This is a genomic window from Serratia sp. CY47444 (genome assembly GCF_052168635.1).
Lineage (GTDB): Bacteria > Pseudomonadota > Gammaproteobacteria > Enterobacterales > Enterobacteriaceae > Serratia > Serratia bockelmannii.
The window spans coordinates 14,564-38,557 of the sequence record NZ_JBJNMH010000010.1 but is presented as its reverse complement, the minus strand read 5'-3'; the positions used below and the strand labels follow the sequence as shown (position 1 = coordinate 38,557).

The 23,994-nt window shown below is 60.1% G+C and carries 25 protein-coding genes; 15 read left to right on the top strand and 10 right to left on the bottom strand.

Features of this window, described 5'->3' with window-relative positions:
- Positions 1 to 35: 35 nt before the first annotated feature.
- Positions 36 to 941, bottom strand: a complete 906-nt coding sequence (locus tag ACJ8IL_RS14335; RefSeq protein ID WP_442516617.1) for a LysR substrate-binding domain-containing protein — start codon at positions 939 to 941, stop codon at positions 36 to 38.
- A 105-nt stretch (positions 942 to 1,046) separates the two neighbouring features.
- Here ACJ8IL_RS14335 and ACJ8IL_RS14330 point away from each other — a divergent pair, with 105 nt between their 5' ends.
- Positions 1,047 to 2,429: an MFS transporter gene (locus ACJ8IL_RS14330; RefSeq protein ID WP_025303982.1), complete on the top strand. Its 1,383-nt coding sequence runs from the start codon at positions 1,047 to 1,049 to the stop codon at positions 2,427 to 2,429.
- Positions 2,426 to 2,806 (top strand): DUF4440 domain-containing protein, encoded by a 381-nt coding sequence (locus ACJ8IL_RS14325; protein WP_043138374.1) that lies wholly within the window; start codon positions 2,426 to 2,428, stop codon positions 2,804 to 2,806. The genes ACJ8IL_RS14330 and ACJ8IL_RS14325 overlap by 4 nt, the downstream gene beginning before the upstream one ends.
- Before the next feature lie 195 nt (positions 2,807 to 3,001).
- Here ACJ8IL_RS14325 and asr read toward each other — a convergent pair whose 3' ends face one another.
- On the bottom strand, positions 3,002 to 3,352 hold the full coding sequence (gene asr / locus ACJ8IL_RS14320; RefSeq protein ID WP_004928953.1) for an acid resistance repetitive basic protein Asr: 351 nt from the start codon (positions 3,350 to 3,352) through the stop codon (positions 3,002 to 3,004).
- A 229-nt stretch (positions 3,353 to 3,581) separates the two neighbouring features.
- On the opposite strand from asr, the gene ACJ8IL_RS14315 reads away from it, so the two are divergent.
- Entirely contained in the window at positions 3,582 to 3,890 is a 309-nt protein-coding gene (locus tag ACJ8IL_RS14315) for a DUF883 family protein (RefSeq protein ID WP_004928950.1), read from the top strand.
- 61 nt (positions 3,891 to 3,951) lie between these two features.
- On the opposite strand, the gene pdxR is transcribed toward ACJ8IL_RS14315, so the two are convergent.
- Positions 3,952 to 5,385 carry a MocR-like pyridoxine biosynthesis transcription factor PdxR gene (gene pdxR / locus ACJ8IL_RS14310; protein ID WP_147824210.1) on the bottom strand — a complete coding sequence of 478 codons (1,434 nt, stop codon included), beginning with the start codon at positions 5,383 to 5,385 and terminating at the stop codon, positions 3,952 to 3,954.
- 95 nt (positions 5,386 to 5,480) lie between these two features.
- Between pdxR and ACJ8IL_RS14305 the strand changes: the two genes are divergently transcribed.
- The 5 genes from ACJ8IL_RS14305 (at position 5,481) to nrdF (ending at position 9,935) form a co-directional block, all read left to right on the top strand.
- Positions 5,481 to 5,912: a carboxymuconolactone decarboxylase family protein gene (locus ACJ8IL_RS14305; RefSeq protein ID WP_025303985.1), complete on the top strand. Its 432-nt coding sequence runs from the start codon at positions 5,481 to 5,483 to the stop codon at positions 5,910 to 5,912.
- A 272-nt stretch (positions 5,913 to 6,184) separates the two neighbouring features.
- A complete protein-coding gene (gene nrdH, locus ACJ8IL_RS14300; RefSeq protein ID WP_004928934.1) occupies positions 6,185 to 6,415 on the top strand; it encodes a glutaredoxin-like protein NrdH in 231 nt (76 codons plus the stop codon).
- A 9-nt stretch (positions 6,416 to 6,424) separates the two neighbouring features.
- Complete coding sequence (gene nrdI / locus ACJ8IL_RS14295) at positions 6,425 to 6,829, top strand: class Ib ribonucleoside-diphosphate reductase assembly flavoprotein NrdI (protein WP_004928930.1); 405 nt, start codon at positions 6,425 to 6,427, stop codon at positions 6,827 to 6,829.
- Positions 6,811 to 8,955, top strand: coding sequence for a class 1b ribonucleoside-diphosphate reductase subunit alpha (nrdE, locus tag ACJ8IL_RS14290; RefSeq protein ID WP_197819499.1), 2,145 nt, complete (start codon positions 6,811 to 6,813; stop codon positions 8,953 to 8,955). The genes nrdI and nrdE overlap by 19 nt, the downstream gene beginning before the upstream one ends.
- A gap of 8 nt (positions 8,956 to 8,963) precedes the next feature.
- On the top strand, positions 8,964 to 9,935 hold the full coding sequence (gene nrdF, locus ACJ8IL_RS14285; protein WP_033639549.1) for a class 1b ribonucleoside-diphosphate reductase subunit beta: 972 nt from the start codon (positions 8,964 to 8,966) through the stop codon (positions 9,933 to 9,935).
- Positions 9,936 to 9,978: 43 nt separating this feature from the next.
- On the opposite strand, the gene ACJ8IL_RS14280 is transcribed toward nrdF, so the two are convergent.
- The 5 genes from ACJ8IL_RS14280 to ACJ8IL_RS14260 all read right to left on the bottom strand — a co-directional run bounded on the left by ACJ8IL_RS14280 (position 9,979) and on the right by ACJ8IL_RS14260 (position 12,728).
- Positions 9,979 to 10,266: a type II toxin-antitoxin system RelE/ParE family toxin gene (locus tag ACJ8IL_RS14280; protein ID WP_043138388.1), complete on the bottom strand. Its 288-nt coding sequence runs from the start codon at positions 10,264 to 10,266 to the stop codon at positions 9,979 to 9,981.
- Complete coding sequence (locus ACJ8IL_RS14275) at positions 10,266 to 10,553, bottom strand: CopG family ribbon-helix-helix protein (protein WP_038872812.1); 288 nt, start codon at positions 10,551 to 10,553, stop codon at positions 10,266 to 10,268. Before ACJ8IL_RS14275 ends, ACJ8IL_RS14280 begins: the two co-directional genes overlap by 1 nt.
- A 77-nt stretch (positions 10,554 to 10,630) precedes the next feature.
- Positions 10,631 to 10,825, bottom strand: a complete 195-nt coding sequence (locus tag ACJ8IL_RS14270) for a DUF1289 domain-containing protein (protein ID WP_049205216.1) — start codon at positions 10,823 to 10,825, stop codon at positions 10,631 to 10,633.
- Between the two features lie 64 nt (positions 10,826 to 10,889).
- A complete protein-coding gene (locus ACJ8IL_RS14265) occupies positions 10,890 to 11,630 on the bottom strand; it encodes an SDR family oxidoreductase (protein ID WP_442516616.1) in 741 nt (246 codons plus the stop codon).
- A gap of 153 nt (positions 11,631 to 11,783) precedes the next feature.
- On the bottom strand, positions 11,784 to 12,728 hold the full coding sequence (locus ACJ8IL_RS14260; RefSeq protein ID WP_308381423.1) for an MBL fold metallo-hydrolase: 945 nt from the start codon (positions 12,726 to 12,728) through the stop codon (positions 11,784 to 11,786).
- Positions 12,729 to 12,934: 206 nt separating this feature from the next.
- Between ACJ8IL_RS14260 and ACJ8IL_RS14255 the strand changes: the two genes are divergently transcribed.
- Complete coding sequence (locus ACJ8IL_RS14255; RefSeq protein ID WP_060448130.1) at positions 12,935 to 13,906, top strand: patatin-like phospholipase family protein; 972 nt, start codon at positions 12,935 to 12,937, stop codon at positions 13,904 to 13,906.
- Positions 13,907 to 14,004: 98 nt separating this feature from the next.
- Here ACJ8IL_RS14255 and ACJ8IL_RS14250 read toward each other — a convergent pair whose 3' ends face one another.
- Positions 14,005 to 15,360 carry a 2-hydroxycarboxylate transporter family protein gene (locus ACJ8IL_RS14250; RefSeq protein ID WP_033635692.1) on the bottom strand — a complete coding sequence of 452 codons (1,356 nt, stop codon included), beginning with the start codon at positions 15,358 to 15,360 and terminating at the stop codon, positions 14,005 to 14,007.
- Between the two features lie 326 nt (positions 15,361 to 15,686).
- Here ACJ8IL_RS14250 and ACJ8IL_RS14245 point away from each other — a divergent pair, with 326 nt between their 5' ends.
- From ACJ8IL_RS14245 to proX, 5 genes are all read left to right on the top strand, one after another.
- The gene (locus ACJ8IL_RS14245; protein ID WP_142591355.1) at positions 15,687 to 17,279 is read left to right on the top strand and encodes an ATP-binding protein; all 1,593 of its coding nucleotides are present in this window, start codon (positions 15,687 to 15,689) and stop codon (positions 17,277 to 17,279) included.
- A gap of 32 nt (positions 17,280 to 17,311) precedes the next feature.
- On the top strand, positions 17,312 to 17,998 hold the full coding sequence (locus ACJ8IL_RS14240; RefSeq protein ID WP_025303996.1) for a response regulator: 687 nt from the start codon (positions 17,312 to 17,314) through the stop codon (positions 17,996 to 17,998).
- Positions 17,999 to 18,405: 407 nt separating this feature from the next.
- Complete coding sequence (proV, locus tag ACJ8IL_RS14235) at positions 18,406 to 19,608, top strand: glycine betaine/L-proline ABC transporter ATP-binding protein ProV (RefSeq protein WP_016929846.1); 1,203 nt, start codon at positions 18,406 to 18,408, stop codon at positions 19,606 to 19,608.
- Positions 19,601 to 20,707, top strand: coding sequence for a glycine betaine/L-proline ABC transporter permease ProW (gene proW / locus ACJ8IL_RS14230; RefSeq protein WP_043143799.1), 1,107 nt, complete (start codon positions 19,601 to 19,603; stop codon positions 20,705 to 20,707). The genes proV and proW overlap by 8 nt, the downstream gene beginning before the upstream one ends.
- A 68-nt stretch (positions 20,708 to 20,775) precedes the next feature.
- Positions 20,776 to 21,777, top strand: coding sequence for a glycine betaine/L-proline ABC transporter substrate-binding protein ProX (proX, locus tag ACJ8IL_RS14225; protein WP_025303998.1), 1,002 nt, complete (start codon positions 20,776 to 20,778; stop codon positions 21,775 to 21,777).
- A 30-nt stretch (positions 21,778 to 21,807) separates the two neighbouring features.
- Here the strand turns inward: proX and ACJ8IL_RS14220 are convergent, their stop codons facing one another.
- On the bottom strand, positions 21,808 to 22,686 hold the full coding sequence (locus ACJ8IL_RS14220) for a LysR family transcriptional regulator (protein WP_414104915.1): 879 nt from the start codon (positions 22,684 to 22,686) through the stop codon (positions 21,808 to 21,810).
- Positions 22,687 to 22,791: 105 nt separating this feature from the next.
- On the opposite strand from ACJ8IL_RS14220, the gene ACJ8IL_RS14215 reads away from it, so the two are divergent.
- Positions 22,792 to 23,991 carry an MFS transporter gene (locus tag ACJ8IL_RS14215; protein WP_442516615.1) on the top strand — a complete coding sequence of 400 codons (1,200 nt, stop codon included), beginning with the start codon at positions 22,792 to 22,794 and terminating at the stop codon, positions 23,989 to 23,991.
- Positions 23,992 to 23,994 lie beyond the last annotated feature (3 nt).

The following is a 23,994-nucleotide window of genomic DNA, read 5'->3' as shown; positions in this document are numbered from 1 at the left end:
GATTTGATGATAAATGAGAGAGTTATAACGAATTATTATTTCGCTAACGATTTTGCCGCCACCCGCGCACGCAGAAAATCGATAAAGGCTCGTACCTTCTCCGGCACATGGCGGGTGTTCGGGTAGAGCGCATAGATGCTCTGCTCGGGGAAACGGTGATCCGACAGCAACCGCTGCAGCCGGCCGGCGTCGATGTCGGGCTGCGCCAGCCACGCCGGCAGCAGCGCCACCCCGGCGCCATGCAGGGTGAACGCCAGCAATGCCGCGGCGCTGTCGCCGGTGAGCGTAGCGGCGTCCGCGACCTTGAACAGCACCGCTTCGCGCTGCGGCGTGACCACCTGCCAGCTCAGCGGCGAACTGAGCCGGCTGTGGGCGATCCACTGCGCCTGCGCCAGATCCGTCAGCGAATGAATCGGCCGGTCGGCCAGATAATCCGGCGACGCCACCGGAAAAATGGCAAAGCTGTCGATCAGCGCCGCGCGGTGGCTGGAATCCGCCAGTTGGCCCAGACGGATCGCCACGTCGAAGCGCTCAGAGATCAGATCGGCATGATAAGAAGAAGAGACATGCTGGATGCGCAGCCGCGGATGCTGTCGCGAAAATGCCGCCAGCGCCGGCACCACCACCTGCGCGCCGTACTCCGGCGTGCTGGTGATGCGCAGCACGCCGCTCAGCCCGTGATGATCGCGACGCACGTCGTCCAGCACGTTTTCCGCCTCCTGCAGCAGCTGCAGGCTGCGCTGGTAAAAGCGTTCGCCGGCATCGGTCAGCGACAGCCGTCGGGTGCTGCGCGCCAGCAGTGACACCCCCAGCTCGTTCTCCAACTGCTTGACGTTAAAGCTCACCACCGCCTTGGTTTGCCCCAGCGCCGCCGCCGCCGCGGTAAAGCTGCCCGCTTCCACCACCGCCGCGAAGATCGCCAGGCGCTGCAAATTCAGCATTTCGCCGCCCTTATTGTCAAAATCATTTTGACAGTGTAATCGCCCGCCGCCGATTTATCCGCACTTTTCCCCCCGATACACTGCTCGCCTTCAACCGGAGGCACCATGTCTTATCGCAGCAAAGTGGCAATCGTCTATCTGCTCGGCTTTTTCGTCGATCTGATCAATATGTTTATCGCCAACGTCGCCTACCCCGCCATCGGCCAGGTGATGCGGGCGTCGGTCAGCCAACTGGCGTGGGTCAGCAACGGCTATATTCTCGGCCTGACGCTGGTGATCCCGCTCAGCGCCTGGCTGGCGCAGCGCATCGGCGGACGGCGGGTGTTTCTGCTGTCGCTGGCGTTGTTCATGCTGGCCACCCTCGGCGCGGGCAACGCCGACAGCATCGGCGCGCTGATCGGCTGGCGCACCCTGCAGGGCATGGGCGGCGGCTTGCTGATCCCCATCGGCCAAACGCTGACCTATCAGCTGTACCGCAGCCATGAACGCGCCGGGCTGTCGGCCGCCATCATGTTGGTGGGGCTGCTGGCACCGGCGCTGTCACCGGCGCTGGGCGGCTGGCTCGTCGATCGGTTGGACTGGCGCTGGGTGTTTTTCGCCAACCTGCCGCTGGCGGCCCTGGCACTGGCGCTGGCGGCGCTGTGGCTGCGTGCGGAAACGCCGACGGCGGCGCGCAAACCGCTCGACGCGACAGGATTACTGAGCGCCTGCGCGGCGCTGACGCTGCTGCTGCTCGGCCTGACCCGGCTGAGCGAAGCCGGCCATCAAGCTTCCGGCGCGGCGCTGCTGGCCACCGGTCTGCTGGTGCTGGCCTATTATCTGCGCCATAGCCTGCGTACCCCGCAGCCGCTGCTGAACCTGCGGCTGGTCGCCGATCCGCTGCTGCGCAACGCCATGGCGGTTTATTTGTGCATTCCCGGCCTGTTCATCGGCGTCAGCCTGGTGGCGATGCTGTATTTGCAAAACCAGCTGGGGATGCCCGCCGCACAGGTCGGCGGCCTGATGCTGCCCTGGGCGCTGGCGTCGTTCCTGGCCATCACGCTGACCGGCAAAAGCTTTAACCGCCTCGGCCCGCGGCCGCTGCTGATCGCCGGCTGTCTGTTGCAAGGCGCCGGCATGCTGACGCTGGCGCAGATCGACCTGGCCGGGCAGCACGCGTTGCAGATTGCCGCCTTCGCCCTGATGGGGTTTGGCGGCAGCCTGTGCAGCAGCACCGCACAGAGCAGCGCGTTCCTGCAGATCCCCGACGGCCAATTGGCGGACGCCAGCGCGCTGTGGAACATCAACCGCCAGCTCAGTTTTTGCCTCGGCGTGGCGCTGCTCAGCCTGCTGCTGAATCTGCTGCTGACCGTGTTGCCGCCCGCGGCGGCCTACCGAACCTGCTTCATTCTGGCGGGCGCCAGCGTATTTATCCCGCTGTTGCTGTGCCTGCGCCTCGCCAACCGCGCCATCGTGCGCCAACTCAACGCTCAACAGGATGCTTTATGAACCCGTATTTTACCGAAGTGATCGACGCCCACATCGCCATTGAACGCTGGCTGGGCAAAGGCGCCGGAGAAGAGCAAGCGCTGCTGGCGCGCTTTACGCCGGAATTCAGCATGATCGCGCTGAACGGCGCGCCGCTGGATTTCACCGCGCTGTGCGCTTTTTTCCGCGCGCATCGCGCCGCCAAACCGGGATTGGAAATCGAGATAGAAGAGATGAAGCTGGTGGCCGAATGGCCGACGGGCGCGGTAGTCAGCTACCGGGAAAAACAGAGTCTGCCGGGACAAAGCGCCACGCTGCGCTACTCCACGGTGGTGTTTGAACGCCTGCCCGACGCGCTCGGCTGGCGGCATTTGCACGAAACTGCCGCAGCGCAATGATCACAGGAAGCTGCCGGCCAAAAACAATTCCCAACCGACGATCACCCCACACAGGGTTACCGCGCTGAAAATGACTTCAAACAGATAGCGATGGATCATCGTGCGTCGCCTCAAAAGAAGACACCCGGAAGAACCGGGTGTCTGGAATACGGGCTGGAGAGTGCGGAACCTTCCGGTTCCGCAACCATCACTTAATTAAGCTTTTTTACCGGCTTTTTTGTGGTGTTTTTTAGCGGCCTGAGCTTTCTGCACTGGCGCTTTTTTGTGGTGTTTTTTAGCAGCCTGGGCTTTCTGAGCTGGCGCTTTTTTGTGGTGCTTTTTAGCGGCCTGAGCTTTCTGGGCTGGCGCTTTTTTGTGGTGCTTAGCTTTCTTGTGATGCGTTGCTTTAGCTGGCGCTTTTTCAGCAGCAGCCGCTGGCGCAGCGGTAGTGGTGGTCGCAGCTGGCGCGGTGGTGGTAGCCGGAGCAGTAGCTGCGGTATCAGCAGCGAAAGCAACAGAAGACAGACCCATAGTGGCAGCAACGATCAGCGCTAATACTTTTTTCATCTTTAAATCCTCAGAGTGTTGTTTCGGTAAGCCCCGGTGGAGCCGTTGAAACAGATACTAGTGGAATCAAACCGCCGCTTCCGTGAGTGATTGGTTTCGCCGAGTAACCAAATGTACAAAGCCCACGCACCGGCAAACACCTGCGTGACGGCGGTTTTTTTCCGTGATCGGCCACACAATTCTCGGCATGGTCTACACTTAAAAGACATGTGTCGAAATGGAGAGCTGAATGTTTAAGAAAGCGGAAAGAACAGAACGCGATATCGATCAGGACGTCACTCTGTTGGCCGATACGCTGGATGAAGTGTTGCGCGAGTCCGGTGATAAGACCAAAGAGGAACTGAAAGAGCTGCACAGCAAGGCGAAAGGCGTGCTGCGCGACGCTCGGGCGCGATTCAATGGCTCCACCAGTCTGACACAGCATGCGCGCGACGCCGTCGATCAAGCCGACAGCTATGTGCGTGACAAACCTTGGCAGGGCGTAGGGATCGGTGCCGCCGTCGGCATCGTGCTCGGCGTGCTGCTGGCCCGGCGTTAACACCCCTGCAGTCATAAAGATAAAACAGATGTGCGTCTGGCCCGCGGAAATCGCGGGCCGTTTAATTTGCGTGTTTAAACAGCTGTGCCAGCCCCTGTACCGCCCGCTCCGCCTCCTCTCGCCGGCTGAAATTGGCGAACCCCAGCAGTAACCCTTGCCCTACCGGATGGTCGATTCGCCAGTCAGACAACGCCTGCACCGCCAGCCCCTGCTGCCAGGCTTGCGCCGCCAACGGCGCATCCGCCAAGCCGTCGCGCAGCCGGGCCAACAGCTGAATGCCGCCCTGTTGCGGCACCGTCGTCAGCCACGCCCCCAGCTGCCGCTCCAACGCCTGCGTCAGCCACTCGCGCCGCTGGCGGTACAACGGCCGCATGCGTTTCAGGTGGCGATAGAAATGCCCTTGCCGGATAAAATCCGCCACGCCGGCCTGCAGCAGCGGCGGGCAACCGCAGCCACGCAGCCGGCTGCTGCGCGCGAATGTTTCCGTCAGACCGACGGGCACCACCAGATAAGCCATGCGCAGCGCCGGGAACAGCGTTTTGCTGAAGGTGCCGGCGTACAGCACCCGACCCTGAACATCGAGGCTTTTCAGCGGCGGCAGCGGCCGCCCGTGATAGCGAAACTCGCTGTCGTAGTCATCCTCGAGGATCCAGGCCCCGCGCTGCTGCGCCCAGTCGAGCAGCGCCATGCGCCGCGCCAGGCTGAGCGAGACGCCGAGCGGGCTTTGATGGGTCGGCGTCACCACCGCCAGCCGCGCCTCAGGCGCCGTCAGCATACCCGCGGCCACGTCCATGCCCTGTTCATCCACCGGCACAGCGACCGGCCTGACGCCGGCGGCCAGCAGCAGCGGACGCGTGACCGGATAGCCGGGATCTTCGATCCATACCGCGTCGCCGGCATGTAACAGCGTCTCCGTCACCCAGTCCAACAACGCCGGATAACCGGCACAGAGGAAAATTTGCTCCGGCCGACAGCTGATGCCGCGCGACAAATGCAGATAATGGGCGATCGCCTCACGCAGTTCAGGCAGGCCGCCGGCCGGCGGCAGCGCCAGAGAAGCCACCGTGGAACCGCGCAGCTGGCGGGCGACAATGCGCTGCCACAGCGCCCGTGGAAACGCGTCCAGCGCCGGTACCCCCAGTTGGAAAGGCTGCAGCATGCCTTGCGGCTGCAGCGGATCGGGCGCCATTGCCGCCAGCGGTGGCGCAGCGGGGACCGCGCCCGGCGGCATGTGTGGCAGCTGCGGCGAGACATAGGTGCCCGCCTGCCCGCGGCTCTGCAAGAAACCTTCGGCAATAAGTTGCGCGTAGGCGCTTTCCACCGTAGCGCGCGCCACGCCCAGATCGCTCGCCAACCCGCGCACTGAGGGCAACCGGCTGCCTGCCGCCAGGCTGCCCTGGGTAATGGCGTCTTTAATCCGCTGGTAAATCTGCCGGTACAGCGGCTCGGCGAGCCGGCTGTCCAGCCGCAGCGAGGTCAGGAAAGTTGGCATCATGGCCCGGTTAAATAATCATTTTATGGCCCTATAGCATAGACCATAAGGCCGCTAAAGTAGCGCCATGATTTCGTTACTACCGATTGAGGTTGACCATGATTAAGCAACGTTTGAACTATGCCGAGCTGGCGCCCGCCCCGTACAAAAATATGGTGGGCGCGCTGATGGCGCTGGAGAAAGGCGCCCTGGACAAGGCGACCATCGAGTTGATGTTTATGCGCGTTTCGCAGATCAACGGCTGCGCCTACTGCCTGGACATGCACGGCAAAGCGCTACGTGAAAGCGGCTTCAGCCATGCCAAGCTGGATACGCTGGCGGGCTGGCGCGTCAGCCATGAATTCAGCGAGCGCGAGCGCGTCGCGCTGGAATGGGCCGAGTCAGTGACGCTGATCGCCGCCACCGGCGCGCCGGACAGCGCTTTCGAGGCGCTGAAAGCGCACTTCAGCGATACCGAGATCGCCGATCTGACTTTCGCCATCAGCATCATGAACGCCTTTAATCGTCTGGCCGTCAGCATGCGTCAGTAATGCGCTCGACTCCCCCTCTTCGCTGAGAGGGGGAATTTCTCACCCGCAAAAAATTTTTCCCTCGCCTTTTCCAGCCCCAGCGCGGCCTGCGCACTCAATCCCACAAAACACCATATATGGCGTGGTTGATAAAACAAATATCTACATATAGTATTTTATGAGTCAACCGCAGGGAATGTCGTTCGGTTGATAACGCCGTCAGAAACGCCAGGAACGATGCTCCGTTATCTGACTTGCCCGCCTTTCCTTCAGCCTAAAGGTAAATGCGAATCATGAGCATTATTATTTACAGTAAACCGGACTGTGTCCAGTGCAACGCCACTTATCGCGCATTTGATAAACAGGGGATTGATTATCAGGTGATCGACCTCACCCAGGATCAGCAGGCGCTGAACCACGTTAAATCCTTAGGTTATCAGCAAGTTCCGGTCATTATCGCCGGTGACGACCACTGGTCCGGTTTCCGGCCGGACAAAATCGGCGCGCTGGCGCTCACCTGCTGAGGCTCGACGATGAATCCGCTGGTCTATTTCTCCAGCAGTTCGGAGAACACCCATCGGTTCGTTGAGAAACTGGGCCTGCCGGCGATCCGCATTCCGATCGCCGGCGCCCGCAGCAAATTGCTGATGGAACAACCCTATATCTTGATCGTACCCAGCTATGGCGGCGGCAGCGCCGTCGGCGCGGTGCCGATCCAGGTGATCCGCTTTCTCAACGTTCCGCAAAACCGTTCATACCTGCGCGGCGTCATCGCCGCCGGGAACACCAACTTCGGCGCAGCGTACGGCATCGCCGGCGACATCATCGCCAAAAAATGCCAGGTGCCTTTTTTGTACCGCTTCGAGCTGCTCGGCACGACGCAAGACGTTGAAAACGTTAGACAGGGAGTAACCGCATTTTGGCAACGACAGAACTGACCAGGCCCGAGACGGGCGCGCTGGATTACCATTCGCTCAACGCGATGCTCAATCTTTACGATGCGGAAGGCCGGATCCAGTTCGATAAAGATCGGCTGGCGGCGCGGCACTACTTCCTGCAGCACGTCAACCAAAACACCGTGTTCTTCCATAACCTGGAGGAAAAGCTGCGCTATCTGGTGGAGGAAGGCTACTACGAGCCGCAGGTGCTGGCGCAGTATGAATTCCCGTTTATCAAGCAGCTGTTCCAGCAGGCCTACGCCAAGAAATTCCGCTTCGAGACCTTCCTCGGCGCCTTCAAGTACTACACCAGCTATACGCTCAAAACCTTCGACGGCAAGCGCTATCTGGAACGCTACGAAGACCGGGTGTGCATGGTGGCGCTGACGCTGGCGGCGGGCGACACCGCCCTGGCGCAGGATCTGGTGGAGGAGATGATTTCGGGCCGCTTCCAGCCGGCCACGCCGACCTTCCTCAACTGCGGCAAACGCCAGCGCGGTGAGCTGGTCTCCTGCTTCCTGCTGCGCATCGAAGACAATATGGAATCGATCGGCCGGGCGGTGAACTCCGCGCTGCAGCTGTCGAAACGCGGCGGCGGCGTGGCCTTCATGCTGAGCAATATTCGCGAGGTGGGCGCGCCGATCAAGCGCATCGAGAATCAGTCCTCCGGCGTCATTCCGATCATGAAAATGCTCGAAGACGCCTTCTCCTACGCCAACCAGCTCGGCGCGCGCCAGGGGGCCGGCGCGGTGTATCTCAACGCCCACCACCCGGACATCCTGCGTTTTCTCGACACCAAGCGGGAAAACGCCGACGAGAAGATCCGCATCAAGACGCTGTCGCTGGGGGTAGTGATCCCGGATATTACCTTCGAGCTGGCGAAGAACAACGAAGAGATGTACCTGTTCTCGCCCTACGACGTCGAACGGGTGTATGGCACGCCGCTGTCTGAAATCAGCGTCAGTGAAAAATACCGCGAGATGGTGGACGACAAGCGTATCCGCAAGTCGCGCATCAACGCGCGCGAGTTCTTCCAGGTGCTGGCGGAGATCCAGTTCGAATCCGGTTACCCCTACGTGATGTTCGAGGACACGGTCAACCGGGAGAACCCGATCGCCGGGCGCATCAACATGAGCAACCTGTGTTCGGAGATCCTGCAGGTCAACCGCGCCAGTACGTATCACGAAGATCTGAGCTACGATCGCATCGGCAAGGACATCTCCTGCAACCTCGGCTCGCTGAACATCGCCAAAACCATGGACGCGCCGGACTTCGGCAAGGCGATCGAGACCGCGATCCGCGCGCTGACCGCGGTGGCCGACATGAGCGATATCCGCTCGGTGCCGTCGATCGCCGAAGGCAACCGCAGCGCCCGCGCCATCGGCCTCGGCCAGATGAACCTGCACGGTTACCTGGCGCGCGAGCGCATCTTCTACGGCTCGGAAGAAGGCATCGACTTCACCAATCTCTATTTCTATACCGTGGCCTATCACGCCATCCGCGCCTCGAACCGGCTGGCGATCGAACGCGGCGGCACGTTCGACGGCTTTGAGCACTCTCGCTATGCCAGCGGCGAGTACTTCGACAAGTACACCGAGCGCGACTGGCTACCGCAGACCGAGCGGGTGCGCGAGCTGTTCGCCGCCGCCAACATCGCCATTCCGAGCCGCGACGAGTGGCGCGCGCTGCGCCAGTCGGTGATGATGCACGGGCTGTACAATCAGAACCTGCAGGCGGTGCCGCCGACCGGTTCCATCTCGTACATCAACAACGCCACCTCCAGCATCCATCCGATCGTCTCGCGTATCGAGATCCGCAAGGAAGGCAAGATCGGCCGCGTTTACTACCCGGCGCCGTACATGACCAACGACAACCTGGCGTATTACCAGGATGCCTACGAGATTGGCCCGGAAAAAATCATCGATACCTATGCCGCCGCGACGCAACACGTCGATCAGGGGCTGTCGCTGACGTTGTTCTTCCGCGATACCGCCACCACCCGCGACATCAACCGCGCGCAGATCTACGCCTGGCGCAAAGGCATCAAGACCATTTACTACATCCGCCTGCGCCAGATGGCGCTGGAAGGCACCGAGGTGCAGGGCTGCGTGTCCTGCGCGCTGTGAGGCAACTTATGACGACCGTAACATCGGCGCCGCTGGTGCGCGCCATCAACTGGAACATCATCGAAGACGACAAGGATCTGGAGGTGTGGAACCGCCTGACCTCCAACTTCTGGCTGCCGGAGAAGGTGCCGCTGTCCAACGATATCCCGTCCTGGGCCACGCTGACGCCGAAGGAGCAGCAGCTGACCATTCGGGTGTTTACCGGGCTGACGCTGCTGGACACCATCCAGAACACCGTCGGCGCGCCGGCCCTGATCGCCGATGCGCTGACGCCGCACGAAGAGGCGGTGTACTCCAACATCAGCTTTATGGAGGCGGTGCACGCCCGCTCTTACAGCTCAATCTTCTCTACCCTGTGTCAAACGCCGGACGTGGATGACGCCTATCGCTGGAGCGAGGAAAACCGCGCGCTGCAGAAGAAAGCCGGCATCATTCTGGCGCACTACCGCAGCGACGATCCGCTGCTGAAAAAGGTCGCCAGCGTGTTCCTCGAGTCGTTCCTGTTCTATTCGGGCTTTTACCTGCCGATGTACTGGTCCAGCCGCGCCAAGCTGACCAACACCGCCGATCTGATCCGCCTGATCATTCGCGACGAGGCGGTGCACGGCTACTATATCGGCTATAAGTTCCAGAAAGGGCTGGAGAAAGTGGACGCCGCACGGCGCCAACAGGTGAAAAATTTCGCCTTCGATCTGATGCAGGACCTGTACGACAACGAGGTGCGCTACACCGAGGAGCTGTACGACGGCGTCGGCTGGACGGAAGACGTGAAGACCTTCCTGCACTACAACGCCAACAAGGCGCTGATGAACCTGGGGTATGAAGCGCTGTTCCCACCGGCGATGGCGGAGGTCAACCCGGCGATCCTGTCGGCGCTGTCGCCAAACGCCGACGAAAACCACGACTTCTTCTCCGGGTCAGGGTCGTCCTACGTCATCGGCAAGGCGGTCAACACCGAGGATGAGGACTGGGACTTCTGAGAACATGACAGCGATACCGGTCTTTCAGGCCGGTATCGTGCATTCAATACCCTTGTTCTTTCTGACTACGGATCGCCAGAACAAACGCCGTATCGATATCAGGGATATATTTGTAGAGCGCCAAATAACCGCGAACTTGCTGCCCAATAATCAATTCACGCAGCCCTGAGCCAAGGGCTCGTCCGATCAATGGATTATGTTCCAATACCGCAATCGCCTGGATGATTTCCTGAATGCGCCGCCCTGGATCCACGGCACCATACTGAGCCAAATGAGCGAGAATACGTTCGATATCATCCCTGACCTCTGGCGCCAACTCGACGTTTGCCATCAGCGCCCCAATTTTTTTACCGGAGGTTTAACAGCGTCAGTGTTACCGGCTGCGTAATTTTCCAAATAACCGCGCATCTCTTTCCAAGAGACCGTCTCTCCCGTCGCAATTATCTTGGCATAGCGTTTTTCCGCTTCATTCTCAAAGTCGCGGCGCAACTCTTCTTGCTGCGTTTTCTCCGCTATTGCCTGCAAAATAAAGCTGTGAGACGTCACGCCAGCCTGCTCGGCGACGGCAGCGACTCGGGCTTTAAGCTCATCTGGAATACGGATGGTCGTCGTCGACATAATCGCTCCCAACGTCGGTCAATCACATGTAGCTCAATTGTGCTACATGAAGTCTGACAGCGCAATAATGCAGAGGATTATTTCACCGATTGACGCAGCTCAAGCTGCCGCCAAATAGCGCGTTTCTCCGCGTCGCTGGCGGTCGGCCAGGCGGCGATTTCCGCCCGCGTGCGCCGGCATCCCCGGCACTGCTGGGTTTCGTCGTCGATGCGGCACAGGCTGACGCAGGGCGATCTCACGCCGTGCTGGAATTGCTGATTGTCGCCCGCCATACGCTGCCCTTGATGTGATGAGTTCCGCCACAGGATACCCGATCCTGCGGCGGCGCGTCGTCAATCAGATGATGCCGCCGTTGGCGCGCAGGGTTTGGCCGTTGATCCAGCCGCCGTCGGCCCCCGCGAGGAAAGCCACCGCTGCAGCGATATCGTCCGGCGTGCCCAGACGCTCCAGCGGCGCCATCTTCGCCAGCCGCTCGATAAGCTCCGGGGTTTTACCGTCGAGGAACAAGCCGGTGGCGGTCGGCCCCGGCGCGACGGCGTTCACCGTGATATTGCGGCCGCGCAGCTCTTTCGCCAGCACGCTGGTCAGCGCTTCGATCGCCGCCTTACTGGCGGCATACATACCGTAACCCGGCTGCAGCAACCCCACCACGCTGGAAGAGAAGTTGATGATGCGGCCGTTGTCGCGCAGGCGCTTCGCCGCCTCGCGCATCGCATTGAAGCTGCCTTTCAGGTTGATGTCGAGCAGGCGATCCACGTCTTCATCACGCATGTCCGCCACCGGCGCCAACGCGATCACCCCGGCGTTATTGACCAGCACGTCGACGCCGCCAAACGCTTGTTCGGCGCTGTCGAACAGCTGGGTGACCGCAGCCGCATCGCTGACGTCGGCTTTGGCGCCGAGCGCGCGGCCGCCGCGCTGTTCTATCTTGCGCACCAGCTCATCGGCCGGCGCCGGGTTGCCTGAATAGTTGATGATGACGGTAAAGCCGTCGATGGCCAGACGCTCGGCGATGGCGGCACCGATGCCGCGCGATGCGCCGGTGACGATGGCGACGGAGGGAGTTTTCTGATTCATCGGGAGATCCTTAAAGAAAACGACGAGGGTAACGTTAATCATGCACTCTTTATCACGGCGAATAAGCCCCGATTCTCTGGCATCATCATCCCAAATTATCGAACAATGTCCCCAAGGCGCTTACGATGGCCGCCCGTTGGGCGGCCATCTCCCTTACAGCGCGCCGTAGTTCAATGGCACCCAGGTGTAACCGTCGCCCTGGCGGTTCAGATACCCCAACCCCGGGAACGACAGGTGTGCGCCGCCGACCAGTTCGCTCTGTCGCGCGCTGTCGCCAAATATCCGCAGCCGTTGAGCGACCGCCGCCTTGGCGTCGCTGTCAAAGCTAATCGCCACCTTCGGATGCGGCAACTGTACCGCTGCCACGTGGATAAGATCCCCCAACAGCAACAGCTTCTTGCCCTGGCTGGTCACCTGATACACGCTGTGCCCCGGCGTATGGCCGTGGGCGGCGAAGGCGGCAATACCCGGCGACAGTTCACCGTCGCCGCTGAACGGCTTAAAGTGGCCCAGCGCCTGGTACGGCTTGATCACCGCCTGGGCCCGTTCGAAGTTGCTTTTACTGCCCGCGCTGGCCTGTTTCAGTTTGTCCGCGCTTAGCCAGAAGTCCGCGTCCTGACTGGCGGCGCGCACCACCGCATTGGGGAATACCGCCTTGCCGTCGTGCGTCAGGCCGCCGAGGTGGTCCGGGTGCATGTGGGTCAGGTAGATCTCATCCACCTGCTCCGGCTGGTAGCCCGCCGCACGCAGGTTATCCACCAGCTTGCCCAGGCCGTCGCCCAGCAGTTGGCCGGCGCCGCTGTCGATCATCACCAGCTTATCGCCGGTATTGATCAGATAGGCATTGACCGAGGTGACCACCGGCAGGCTTTGATGCCGCTCGGCCAACCCGGCGGCGATCTGCTGCGGCGTGGTGTTCAGCAACAGCTTGTCCGCCGGCAAACGAATGATGCCGTCGGACAACGCGGTCACTTCAAAATTGCCCAGCATGATGCGGTAAAATCCCGGCGTCGGGGTTTTGGCCTGCGGCGCGGCGGCCCCGGCCTGTAATGACATAACGGCCAGCGCCGCGCCCAGCAGACAACGTTTCCAGAACATGATGACTCCTTGCGAGAATTGAACAGCGCTAAGTATTGACGCAAAAATCCCGATGCGCCTGTTTAATAAATGCCTTTGATAAATATATGAACAATATATTTATTGTGAATAATTTTGTTTGCCGACTCACACAACCCCAATCAATATTTTCTCGCTCGCCACTTCGTTATTTTTCTTACTCCCTAAACCACGAGTGAGGAAATATCATGAACTACCAATTCGAAAACCTGGTCTTTGAAGGCGGCGGCGTAAAAGGCATCGCCTATGGCGGCGCGCTGGAATTGCTGGAAGCCAAAGGCATCATGCCGCAGATCAAGCAAACCTCCGGCGCCTCGGCGGGCGCCATCGCCGCGCTGCTGGTCGGCCTGGGCTGCAGCTCGGCGGACGTCACCAAGATTCTGTCGGCGATGGATTTTAAAAAATTCCTCGATTATAACGGCGGCTTTTTCGGTACGCTCCAGGATGCCTATCGCCTGTTTAATCAGTACGGCATCGCGCCCGGCGATTATTTCTATCAATGGTCACGCGATATTATCAAGCAGTATACCGGCAACCCGGATATCACCTTCGAGCAGTTCGAAGCGATGAAGGCGGCGAAAGGGTTCAAGTCGATTTACTTTATCGGCGCCAACCTCAACAGCGGCCAGCGAGAGGTTTATTCTCACCGTACCACGCCGCGCATGAAAGTGGCGGACGGCCTGCGCATTTCGATGTCGTTCCCCTTCGCCTTCGTGGCGAAGAACAATACTCTGGGCGACCTGTGCATCGATGGCGGCATGATCGACAACTACCCGGTGCGACTGTTCGACTATGACTTCTCCGCCACGCCGCCTTACATCGACGCCTCCAGCCAACGCATCAACACCCGCACCCTGGGCCTTCGCCTCGACTCCGCCGGCGAAATCGCCCAGGCCGCCGGTCAGGCCGGCCCGCGCACGCCGGTCAACAACCTGTTTGATTTCACCCTGGCGGTGGCCAACGTGATGCTGGACATCCAAACCAAGGTGCATCTGGACAGCGATGACTGGAAGCGCACCGTGTATGTCGATACGCTCGACGTCGGCACGCTGGAGTTCGGCATCAGCGAGGAGAAGAAACGCGCGCTGATCGAATCCGGCCGCCGCGGCGTAGAGCGCTACTTCGCCTGGTACGACGCCGCCATGAAACAGGCAGCGTAACCGGTATTATCCCCGCCCGCACGTCAGGCCGGCGCGCGGGCAAAAAAAATCCCCGCGGGGGCGGGGAAAGGCAAAGTAACGCTAAGGATTTATAGGAGTTATACGAAGAACTTGGCCAACACCAGCAGAGACAGCGAAACGTTGATAGCGCCGCCGATACGGGTTGCGATCTGGGCGAACGGCATCAACGACATGCGGTTGCCGGCGGTGAGGATCGCGACGTCGCCGGTGCCGCCCTGCCCGCTCTGGCAGCAGGAGACAATCGCCACGTCGATAGGGTGCATGCCGATTTTCTTGCCGACGAAGAAACCGGTCGCCACCAGCGCGCTGACGGTGGTGACGATCACGATCAGATTCTGTACGGTGAACGCGTCCACCAGCTCCTGCCACGGCGTGATAGCCACCCCGACCGCGAACAGGATCGGATAAGTCACGGCGGTGCGGAAGAATTTGTACACCACCTGCGAGCCTTCCTGAATGCGTGGCGATACCCCGTGCGCCAGCTTCACCGCCACGGCGGCGAACAGCATGCCCACCGGCGCCGGCAGGCCGATCAGACGGTGCAGCAGCATGCCCACCATATACAGCAGAATGGCCAACAGCGCGCCGCAGGCGATGGTGCTGACGTCCACCTTGCCGCTGATTTTTTCCACGGCGTTCATGTCGCTGTCGCCCTGCTTGCTCGGCATCAGGCTGCCTTCGCCGGTCAGGTGCGGATAACGCTTGCCCAACTGGTTGAGCAGGCCGGCGATGACGATGGCAGTCAGGCTGCCGAGCATCACGATTGGCAGAATGCGCCCCAACGCCACGCCCTGCTCCATGTGCAGGATCGCCGCGTAGCCCATCGACAGCGGGATCGCCCCTTCACCCACGCCGCCGGCCATGATCGGCAGGATCAGGAAGAAGAAGATCTGGAACGGCTCCAGGCCCAGCGCCATGCCGACGCCCATCCCCACCAGCATACCGACGATCTCGCCGCACAGCATCGGAATGAAGATGCGCAGGAAGCCCTGGATCAGCACCTGGCGGTTCATGCTCATGATGCTGCCGACAATGATGCAGCAGATGTAGAGATAAAGAATGTTGGTCGATTTGTAGAACTTGGTGGTCGACTCCACCACCACGTCCGGCAGCAGGCCATAGTGCACCAGCGCGGAAGGAATGAAGGTGGCGCAGATCGCCGCCGCGCCCATTTTGCCGATCAGCGGCAGGCGCTTGCCGAATTCGCCGCAGGCGAAACCGAAGAACGCCAGGGTAGCCACCATCACCACGATATCGCTCGGCAATTTGCCTTCCAGGCAGTCGAGCAGAATCAATACGCCGGCCAGAATAAAGAACGGTAACGGAATAATCCCTACTTTATAATTGTCCAGTATCCGCCACCATTTCTCACGCAGAGGAATATCAGCGGCCTTGTCTTTGGCTACGAGGTAAGAATCATCTGTTGTGCTCATAATCTGGCCTCTTATTAGTTTGTTCAGCCATCATAGAGAAGCGCACGGATTATCTGCTGTGATTATGTTCAAAGTTAAAAAGGGTTTTTAATGGTGGTTATGGTTTCTATGGGGTTAATTAAGATTATGTAAAAACCAACGTGGTTTTAATGGTGTTAATACCGTTTTTATTTTAAAGCTTATCAACTTTATCGCAGACGAACAATTCTCGTCCGGTTCACTCTAATCCCGTGTGAGGGATCACAAGTTGATCGAGCGCAATATTACAGACCCCGCTTATCGTGATAGGGTAAGGCTTCAGGATCTCTTTACGGTGAAGCTCCACCATGCGCCTCAAACTCTCATTTCAAATCAAACTGTTTCTGTGCCTGGTGGCCTTCTCCTGCCTGCTGCTGACCTGTATCGGCGCCTATACCTATTACCAGTTGGATGCGCAACTGCACCGCGATCTCGGCGCCCGCGCCCAGGTGCAGGCGCGGGAAATCGCCCTTATCCCTTCGCTGGTGGACGCGGTGGAAAACAACGACGCCGCCAGGATCGCCGCACTGATGAAAAGAATCCGCGCCAGCAGCGACGCCAGCTATATCGTCATCGGCGATAATCATGCCCGCCATCTTTATCATTCCGAATACGAAGGCCGCCTGGGCACACCGATGATCGGCGGCGATAATAAAGAGGTACTGGAAGGGAAAAGCATTATTTCCATTCGCAAGGGCGGCATCGGCGTATCATTACGTAGCAAGGCGCCGATCCTGGATGAAAATAATCAGGTGATCGGCATCGTTTCCGTCGGTTATTTGAAATCGCATATCGATAATTTAAATGCCAGGACGTTGACGCAAATTATCGGCTCTATCGTGCTGCTGCTGATTGCCCTGTTCGTTTTTTCCTGGCTGCTGTCGAAAAATCTCAAGCGCCAGATGTTCTGGCTGGAACCGAAAGAGATCGCGCTGCTGGTGCGCCAGCAAAAAGCGCTGCTGGAAGCCATTTATGAGGGCGTGATCGCCATCGATCCGCAATTGCGGATCATCACCATCAACCATGCGGCGCGCGAGCTATTGGATCTACACCAGCCCGCCGCCAGCTTGCTGGGCCGACCAATCGGCGACGTGATCCAGGCGCAGCCGAACTTCTTCGCCGCCGCGCAACTGGGCCTGGATACGCACGACGAGGTGTGCCGCTTCAACCACGTGCGGGTGATCGCCAGCCGGGTGCGCATCATGCAGGAGCAGGAGCTGCAAGGCTGGGTGATCAGCTTCCGCGACAAGAACGATATCAATACCCTGAGCAGCCAGCTCAGCCAGGTGAAACGCTATGCCGACAACCTGCGCATCATGCGCCACGAGCAGCTGAACTGGACCGCCACGCTGGCCGGGCTGTTGCATATGCAGCGCTACGACGAGGCTATTCGCTATGTGGAAGCCCAGTCGGAGGGCGCGCAGGAGATCCTCGATTTCATCTCGCAGCGCTTCAGTTCGGCGGCGCTGTGTGGCCTGCTGTTGGGCAAATACTCCAGCGCCAAAGAAAAAGGCATCGAGCTGCGCTTCGATCCGGCCTGCCAGCTGCGGCAGATCCCGGCGGCGCTGAATGAGACCGAACTGATGTCGATCGTCGGTAACCTGCTGGATAATGCGGTGGAGGCGACGCTGCACCGCCCGGCCCCGCACGATGCGATCGAACTCTATATCAGCGACGGTAGCGACGAGCTGGTGATCGAGGTGGCGGATCGCGGTACCGGCATCGCCGAGGAGATCCGTGATACGCTGTTTGAACAGGGCGTCACCACCAAAGCGGATAAAAGCGACCACGGCATCGGCCTGCATCTGGTCGCCAGCCACGTGGCGCAGGCGCATGGCAGCATAGAAGTGTCAGACAACGAGCCGCACGGCGCGATATTCTCTATATTTATCCCTAAATAAAACCCATAACCCGATTTTTTGAGCACCCGATTATGTCACACCAAGCACTGGACGTTCTGATCGTGGAAGACGAGCCGCAACTGGCGACGCTGCACGCGGAGTTCATCGAGAAAAATTTCAACCTGCGGGTGGTGGCTTACGCCGCCACGCTGGCCGAAGCGCGAGCCAAAGCCAACGCGCATCAGCCGCGCCTGATCCTGCTGGATAACTTTCTGCCGGACGGTCAGGGCATCGAGCTGATGGAAGAGCCGGCGGTGAAGAACCCCGCCTGTTCGGTGATCTTCATCACCGCCGCCAGCGACATGCATACCTGCAGCCAAGCGATCCGCAACGGCGCCTTCGACTACATCATCAAGCCGGTGTCCTACAAGCGGCTGCGCAATTCGCTCGAACGTTTCATGCAGTTCGTACAGACCCAGCGTACCTTCAAGATCATCGATCAGGATAACGTCGATGCGCTGTACAACCTGCAGTCGAAGCAGTTCTCCAGCGAGCCGAGCGCCAAAGGCATCGAAACCAATACCCTTGAGCTGGTGCAGGCGCTGTTTATCGCCCAGCCGACGGTAGCGCATGCGGTGGAAGACGTGGTGGAGCAGGTCGGCATCAGCAAGACCACCGCCCGGCGTTATCTGGAATATTGCGTCGCCACCCAGTTCGTGCGGGTAGAGATGTTGTACGGCAATATCGGCCATCCGCGGCGGCTGTACCGCAAGGCCTGAGGCTGCCATCTGGCTGTCATATTACGGCGATAACATAGCGCTCGACGATATCCCCCTCGATATCGGCACCTGTCGTTAAAACTGATGAAATACTGATGACTTTTTACCCGGCCTCTGGTCGGGTTTTTTATTATCCGAACGGCAGGCGTAAAACCGAAATAGCTCATCGCCCCACACCGCGTTATTTCCTCAAAAACCAAACCATTATGGCGAATAACGGCCGTCAATTTTGAGTCACGGGCCAAATTACCATAGCTAATTAAAACCTTGATGTAAACCACTAATATCCCATTTAAATGACATTGAGGGTTGTCTCAGATATTCACTGTGTTAGGGTAAAAAGCTCTTTTATTTTGCTAAGGACAGCCCATAACGCGTTAATTAAACCAGAGGAAACAGCAAATTGCATGGCAATTAAACTCGAAGTAAAGAACCTGTATAAGATATTTGGCGAACACCCGGAACGCGCATTCAAACTGCTGGATAAAGGTCTGACAAAAGATCGGCTGTTTGAAAAAACCGGCTTATCGCTCGGCGTAAAAGACGCCACTCTGGCCATTGAAGAAGGCGAGATATTTGTCATCATGGGGCTCTCCGGTTCCGGCAAGTCCACCCTGGTACGCCTTCTCAATCGTCTGATAGAACCCACCCGCGGCCAGGTGCTGATCGACGGTGAGGACATCGCCAAAATATCCGACACCGCGCTGCGCACCGTGCGGCGAAATAAGATCAGCATGGTATTTCAATCATTCGCGCTGATGCCGCACATGAATGTCCTGAATAATACCGCCTTTGGTATGGAATTAGCCGGCATACCGTTGCAGGAACGTCAGGAAAAAGCGCTGGATGCCCTGCGTCAGGTCGGGCTGGAGAATTATGCGCTGTCTTATCCAGATGAATTATCCGGCGGTATGCGCCAGCGCGTAGGATTAGCCCGCGCCATGGCCAATAACCCGGATATATTATTGATGGACGAGGCCTTCTCTGCGCTCGATCCGTTAATTCGCACCGAAATGCAGGATGAGCTGGTGAAATTACAGGCCCAGCATCAGCGCACCATCGTGTTTATTTCCCACGATCTGGACGAGGCGATGCGTATCGGCGATCGCATCGCCATCATGCAGGGCGGTGAGGTGATCCAGGTCGGCACACCGGACGAGATCCTGAACAACCCGGCCAACGACTATGTGCGCACCTTCTTCCGCGGCGTGGACATCAGTCACGTGTTCAGCGCCAAGGATATCGCCCAACGGCGCCCGGTGACGCTGATCCGCAAAACCCCCGGCTTTGGCCCCCGATCGGCGCTGCAGCTGCTGCGCGATGAGGACCGTGATTATGGTTATGTTGTTGAACGCGGGAAGAAATTTATTGGCGTGGTGTCGATAGAGTCGCTGAAAAAGGCGCTGTCCGCCAATCAAACGCTGGACGATGCCCTGCTCGAAGCCCCTGCCGCCGTGCCGGCCGATACGCCGCTCAGCGATCTGATTTCCCTGGTCGCCCAGGCGCCCTGCGCGGTGCCGGTGGTGAGCGAAGAACATAACTATCTCGGCATCATCTCCAAGGCCATGCTGCTGCAGGCGTTGGACAAGGAGGGCTCAACCAATGAGTGATACCACGCAAACCCAAGATCCCTGGGCTACCGCACCGGCAGATGCCGGCGCCGCACCCGCTCACGATGTCGCCGCCAACGCCGGCGACGCCTGGTCCAGCGCGCCGCCGCCGGCCGCTCATGACGCCGCCGGACAAGGCGCAGATTGGCTCAGCAGCGCCCCGGCGCAGCCTGAACACTTCAGCCTGCTCGACCCGTTCCATAAGGCCTGGGTGCCGTTCGACTCCTGGGTCACGCAAGGCATCGACTGGCTGGTGCTGCACTTCCGTCCACTGTTCCAGGGCATTCGCGTGCCGGTGGATATGATCTTGAGTGGCTTCCAGCAATTGCTGCTGGGCATGCCGGCGCCGATCGCCATTCTGGTGTTCTCGCTGCTCGCCTGGCAGGTCTCGGGCCTCGGCATGGGCGCCGCCACGCTGCTCTCCCTGGTCGCCATCGGCGCCATCGGCGCCTGGTCGCAGGCGATGGTTACGCTGGCGCTGGTGCTGACCGCGCTGTTCTTCTGCATTCTTATCGGCCTGCCGCTCGGCATCTGGCTGGCGCGCAGCAAGCACGCCGCCAAGGTGATAAGGCCGCTGCTCGACGCGATGCAAACCACCCCGGCCTTCGTTTACCTGGTGCCGATCGTCATGCTGTTCGGCATCGGCAACGTGCCGGGCGTGGTGGTCACCATTATCTTCGCGCTGCCGCCGATTGTGCGCCTGACCATTTTGGGCATCAAGCAGGTGCCGGAAGATCTGATCGAGGCCGCCGAATCCTTCGGCGCCAGCCCGCGGCAGCTGCTGTTCAAGGTGCAGCTGCCGTTGGCGATGCCGACCATCATGGCCGGCGTGAACCAGACGCTGATGTTGGCGCTGTCGATGGTGGTCATTGCCTCGATGATCGCGGTCGGCGGTCTGGGGCAGATGGTGCTGCGCGGCATCGGCCGGTTGGACATGGGCCTGGCAGCCGTCGGCGGGGTCGGCATCGTGATCCTGGCGATCATTCTCGATCGCCTCACCCAATCGCTGGGGCGCGATCGCCGCAGCAAGGGCATCGGCCGCTGGTATCGCCGTGGCCCCATCGGGCTGCTGACTCGCCCGTTCATCAAACAGGCCTGACGCTTTTCCCGCCGGCGGCTGCGGCCCCGGCGGGCTATGACACCACCACATCGAAAGAGGGAAACACTATGCGCACCACGGGCATCTGGGCTCTCGCCCTGACGACGCTGATTGGCTCACAGAGCGCCATCGCGGCAGACTTACCCGGCAAGGGGATCGCGGTACAGCCGGTGCAAAGCACCATTTCCGAAGAGACGTTCCAGACGCTGCTGGTCAGCAAGGCGCTGGAGAAATTGGGTTACGACGTGAAGGAACCGCGTGAAGTGGATTACAACGTCGCCTACACCTCCATTGCCTCCGGCGATGCGACCTTTATCGCGGTCAACTGGGACCCGCTGCACGCCGATCAGTACAAGGCCGCCGGCGGCGACGCCAAGTTCTACCGTGAAGGCGTCTACGTCAACGGCGCCGCGCAGGGTTACCTGATCGACAAGAAAACCGCCGAGCAGTATCACATCACCAACGTCGAACAGCTCAAGGATCCCAAGATCGCCAAGCTGTTCGACACTAACGGCGACGGCAAGGCCGATCTGACTGGCTGCACCCCGGGTTGGGGCTGCGAAGCGGTGATCAACCACCACATCAAGGCCTATGGCCTGAGCAATACCGTCGAGCACAACCAGGGCAACTACGCGGCGATGATCGCCGACACCATCACCCGCTACAAAGAGGGCAAACCGGTGCTGTATTACACCTGGACACCGTACTGGGTCAGTGATGTGATGGTGCCGGGCCGCGACGTGGTCTGGCTGCAGGTGCCATTCTCTTCGCTGCCGGGCGAGCAGAAGAACGTCGACACCAAGCTGCCTAACGGCGCCAACTACGGCTTCCCGGTCAACACCATGCGCATCGCCGCCAACAAGCAGTGGGCCGAAGCCAATCCTGCGGCCGCCAAGCTGTTCGCCATCATGAAGCTGCCGATCGCCGACATCAATGCGCAAAACCTGCGCATGCATGAAGGCCAGGCTTCGGAGGCCGATATCCAGAACCACGTTAACGGCTGGATCAAGGCGCACCAGGCGACCTTCGACGGCTGGGTGAAAACCGCCGCCGAAGCGGCGAAGTCGTAACCGTTCAGGGGCGCCGCCTTTGCCGCGCCCCTACCCCGCCATATCGATGCCGCTGAACTGTAAAAAACGTGCGGCGGCGTTCGACAAAGGCTGCGGCCAGATGCAATACACCTGGCGCCGCGGCCCGTCTTCAATCGGAATCGACACCAGCGCACTTAAGCGTTGCGCGGTCGAGACAGGTACGATACCCGCCGCCAATCCGCGCCGCACCAGATTTTCCAGCCATTCGATATGATCGATTTCAAAACTGACGTGCCGGCGGATACCCGTCGCCTGGAAGGCGCGATCGGTTTGGCGTCGCGCACCGGTGCCGCTGTAGAAATCCACCAGCGGCACTTCCGCGAGCGCCTGCAGGTTCACCCGCTCGCGGTTGGCCAGCGGGTGCTGCGGCGCCACCAGCGCCACCAATGGCTCATCGGTCAACTGCCGGTGCGACATCGGCAGTAAATCGACATCGCCGGGCCAGATGCCGACGAACGCCATATCGCACTTCTGCTGACGCACGTCCTCCAGCAGGGCTTCGCTCATGCCAACGTACAGGCGAATATTTACCGCCGGATAGTGGCGATGAAACTTGTCGAGCTTTTCGGTCAGATCAATCGCGTTTATGGTTGAAATCGTGCCGATGGTCAGGGTGCCGGACACCGCATCGCCGGCGGCGGTCACCTCTTCCACCAGCGCCTGCTGCGCCGCCAACAGGCGCTGCGCCGACGGAATAAAAGCCTGGCCGGCGGGGGTCAACCGCACCCGGCGCGAGGTGCGCTCAAACAGCGTACAGCCCAGCTCTTCTTCCAGTTTGGCGATCTGGTGGCTGAGCGCCGACTGCACCGTATGGCAACGCTGCGCCGCCCGGGTGAAACTCTGTTCTTCCGCCACCGCCAGCGCATAGCGGATCTGTTTCAGGTTCATGGCATCTATCTTGAAATGAGATAAATCAAATGAAAATTATACATTGGTTTCCGCAGACGCGTTGCCGGATACTGCGCGCTATCTTCTTCCCGTGATGAAAAAAACATGAACCAACAAAACGCCCATCCGGGCCTCAGTCCGGCGCTGACCGTGCTGATTGCCATCGCCACCGGTCTGGCGGTCGCCAGCAACTATTACGCGCAACCGCTGCTGGAAACCATCGCCACCAGTTTCAACCTGTCGGTCAACCAGGCCGGCTTTATCGTCACCGCCGCGCAGCTCGGTTACGCCACCGGCCTGCTGCTGCTGGTGCCGCTCGGCGATATGTTCGAACGCCGCGGCCTGATCGTGTTCATGACGCTGCTGGCCGCCGGGGGCATGCTGATCACCGCCACCTCCGCCACGCTGCCGATGATGATCCTCGGCACCGCGCTCACCGGGCTGTTCTCGGTAGTGGCGCAGATCCTGGTGCCGCTGGCCGCCACGCTGGCCCACCCGGAAAAGCGCGGCAAGACCGTTGGCATCATCATGAGCGGCCTGCTGCTCGGCATCCTGCTGGCGCGAACCGTCGCGGGCGCGCTGGCGTCGTTCGGCGGCTGGCGCACCATTTACTGGGTCGCCAGCGTGCTGATGATCCTGATGGCGCTGATCCTGTGGCGCGCGCTGCCGCGCTATAAGCAACACTCCGGGCTGAACTATCCGCAGCTGCTGGCCTCGATCTTCAGCCTGTTCTGCCGCACGCCGTTGCTGCGCACCCGCGCCATCCTCGGCGCCCTTTCGTTCGCCAACTTCAGCGTGCTCTGGACCTCAATGGCCTTTCTGCTCGCCGCGCCGCCGTTCAACTATTCCGAGGGGGTGATCGGGCTGTTCGGCCTGGTGGGCGCCGCCGGGGCGCTGGCCGCTTCGCGCGCCGGACATCTGGCGGACAAAGGTAAAGCCGGGTTGACCACCACCGTCGGCCTGGTGTTGTTACTGCTGTCCTGGATCCCTATCGCGTTAGCCAAACAGTCGCTATGGGCGCTGATCGCCGGCATTCTGATCCTCGATCTGGCGGTGCAGGCGGTGCACGTCACCAACCAGAGCGTGATGTACCGCATCATGCCGGACGCGCGCAACCGCCTGACAGCCGGCTACATGACCAGCTACTTTATCGGCGGCGCGCTCGGTTCTCTGCTCTCCGCCTCGGCCTATCAGCATGCCGGCTGGTACGGCGTGGCCGCCGCCGGCGGGGTGTTATGCCTGCTCAACCTGCTGACCTGGTGGCTCGGCAAGCACCACGATCCGCAAGGGCCAGCGACAATCTGATTA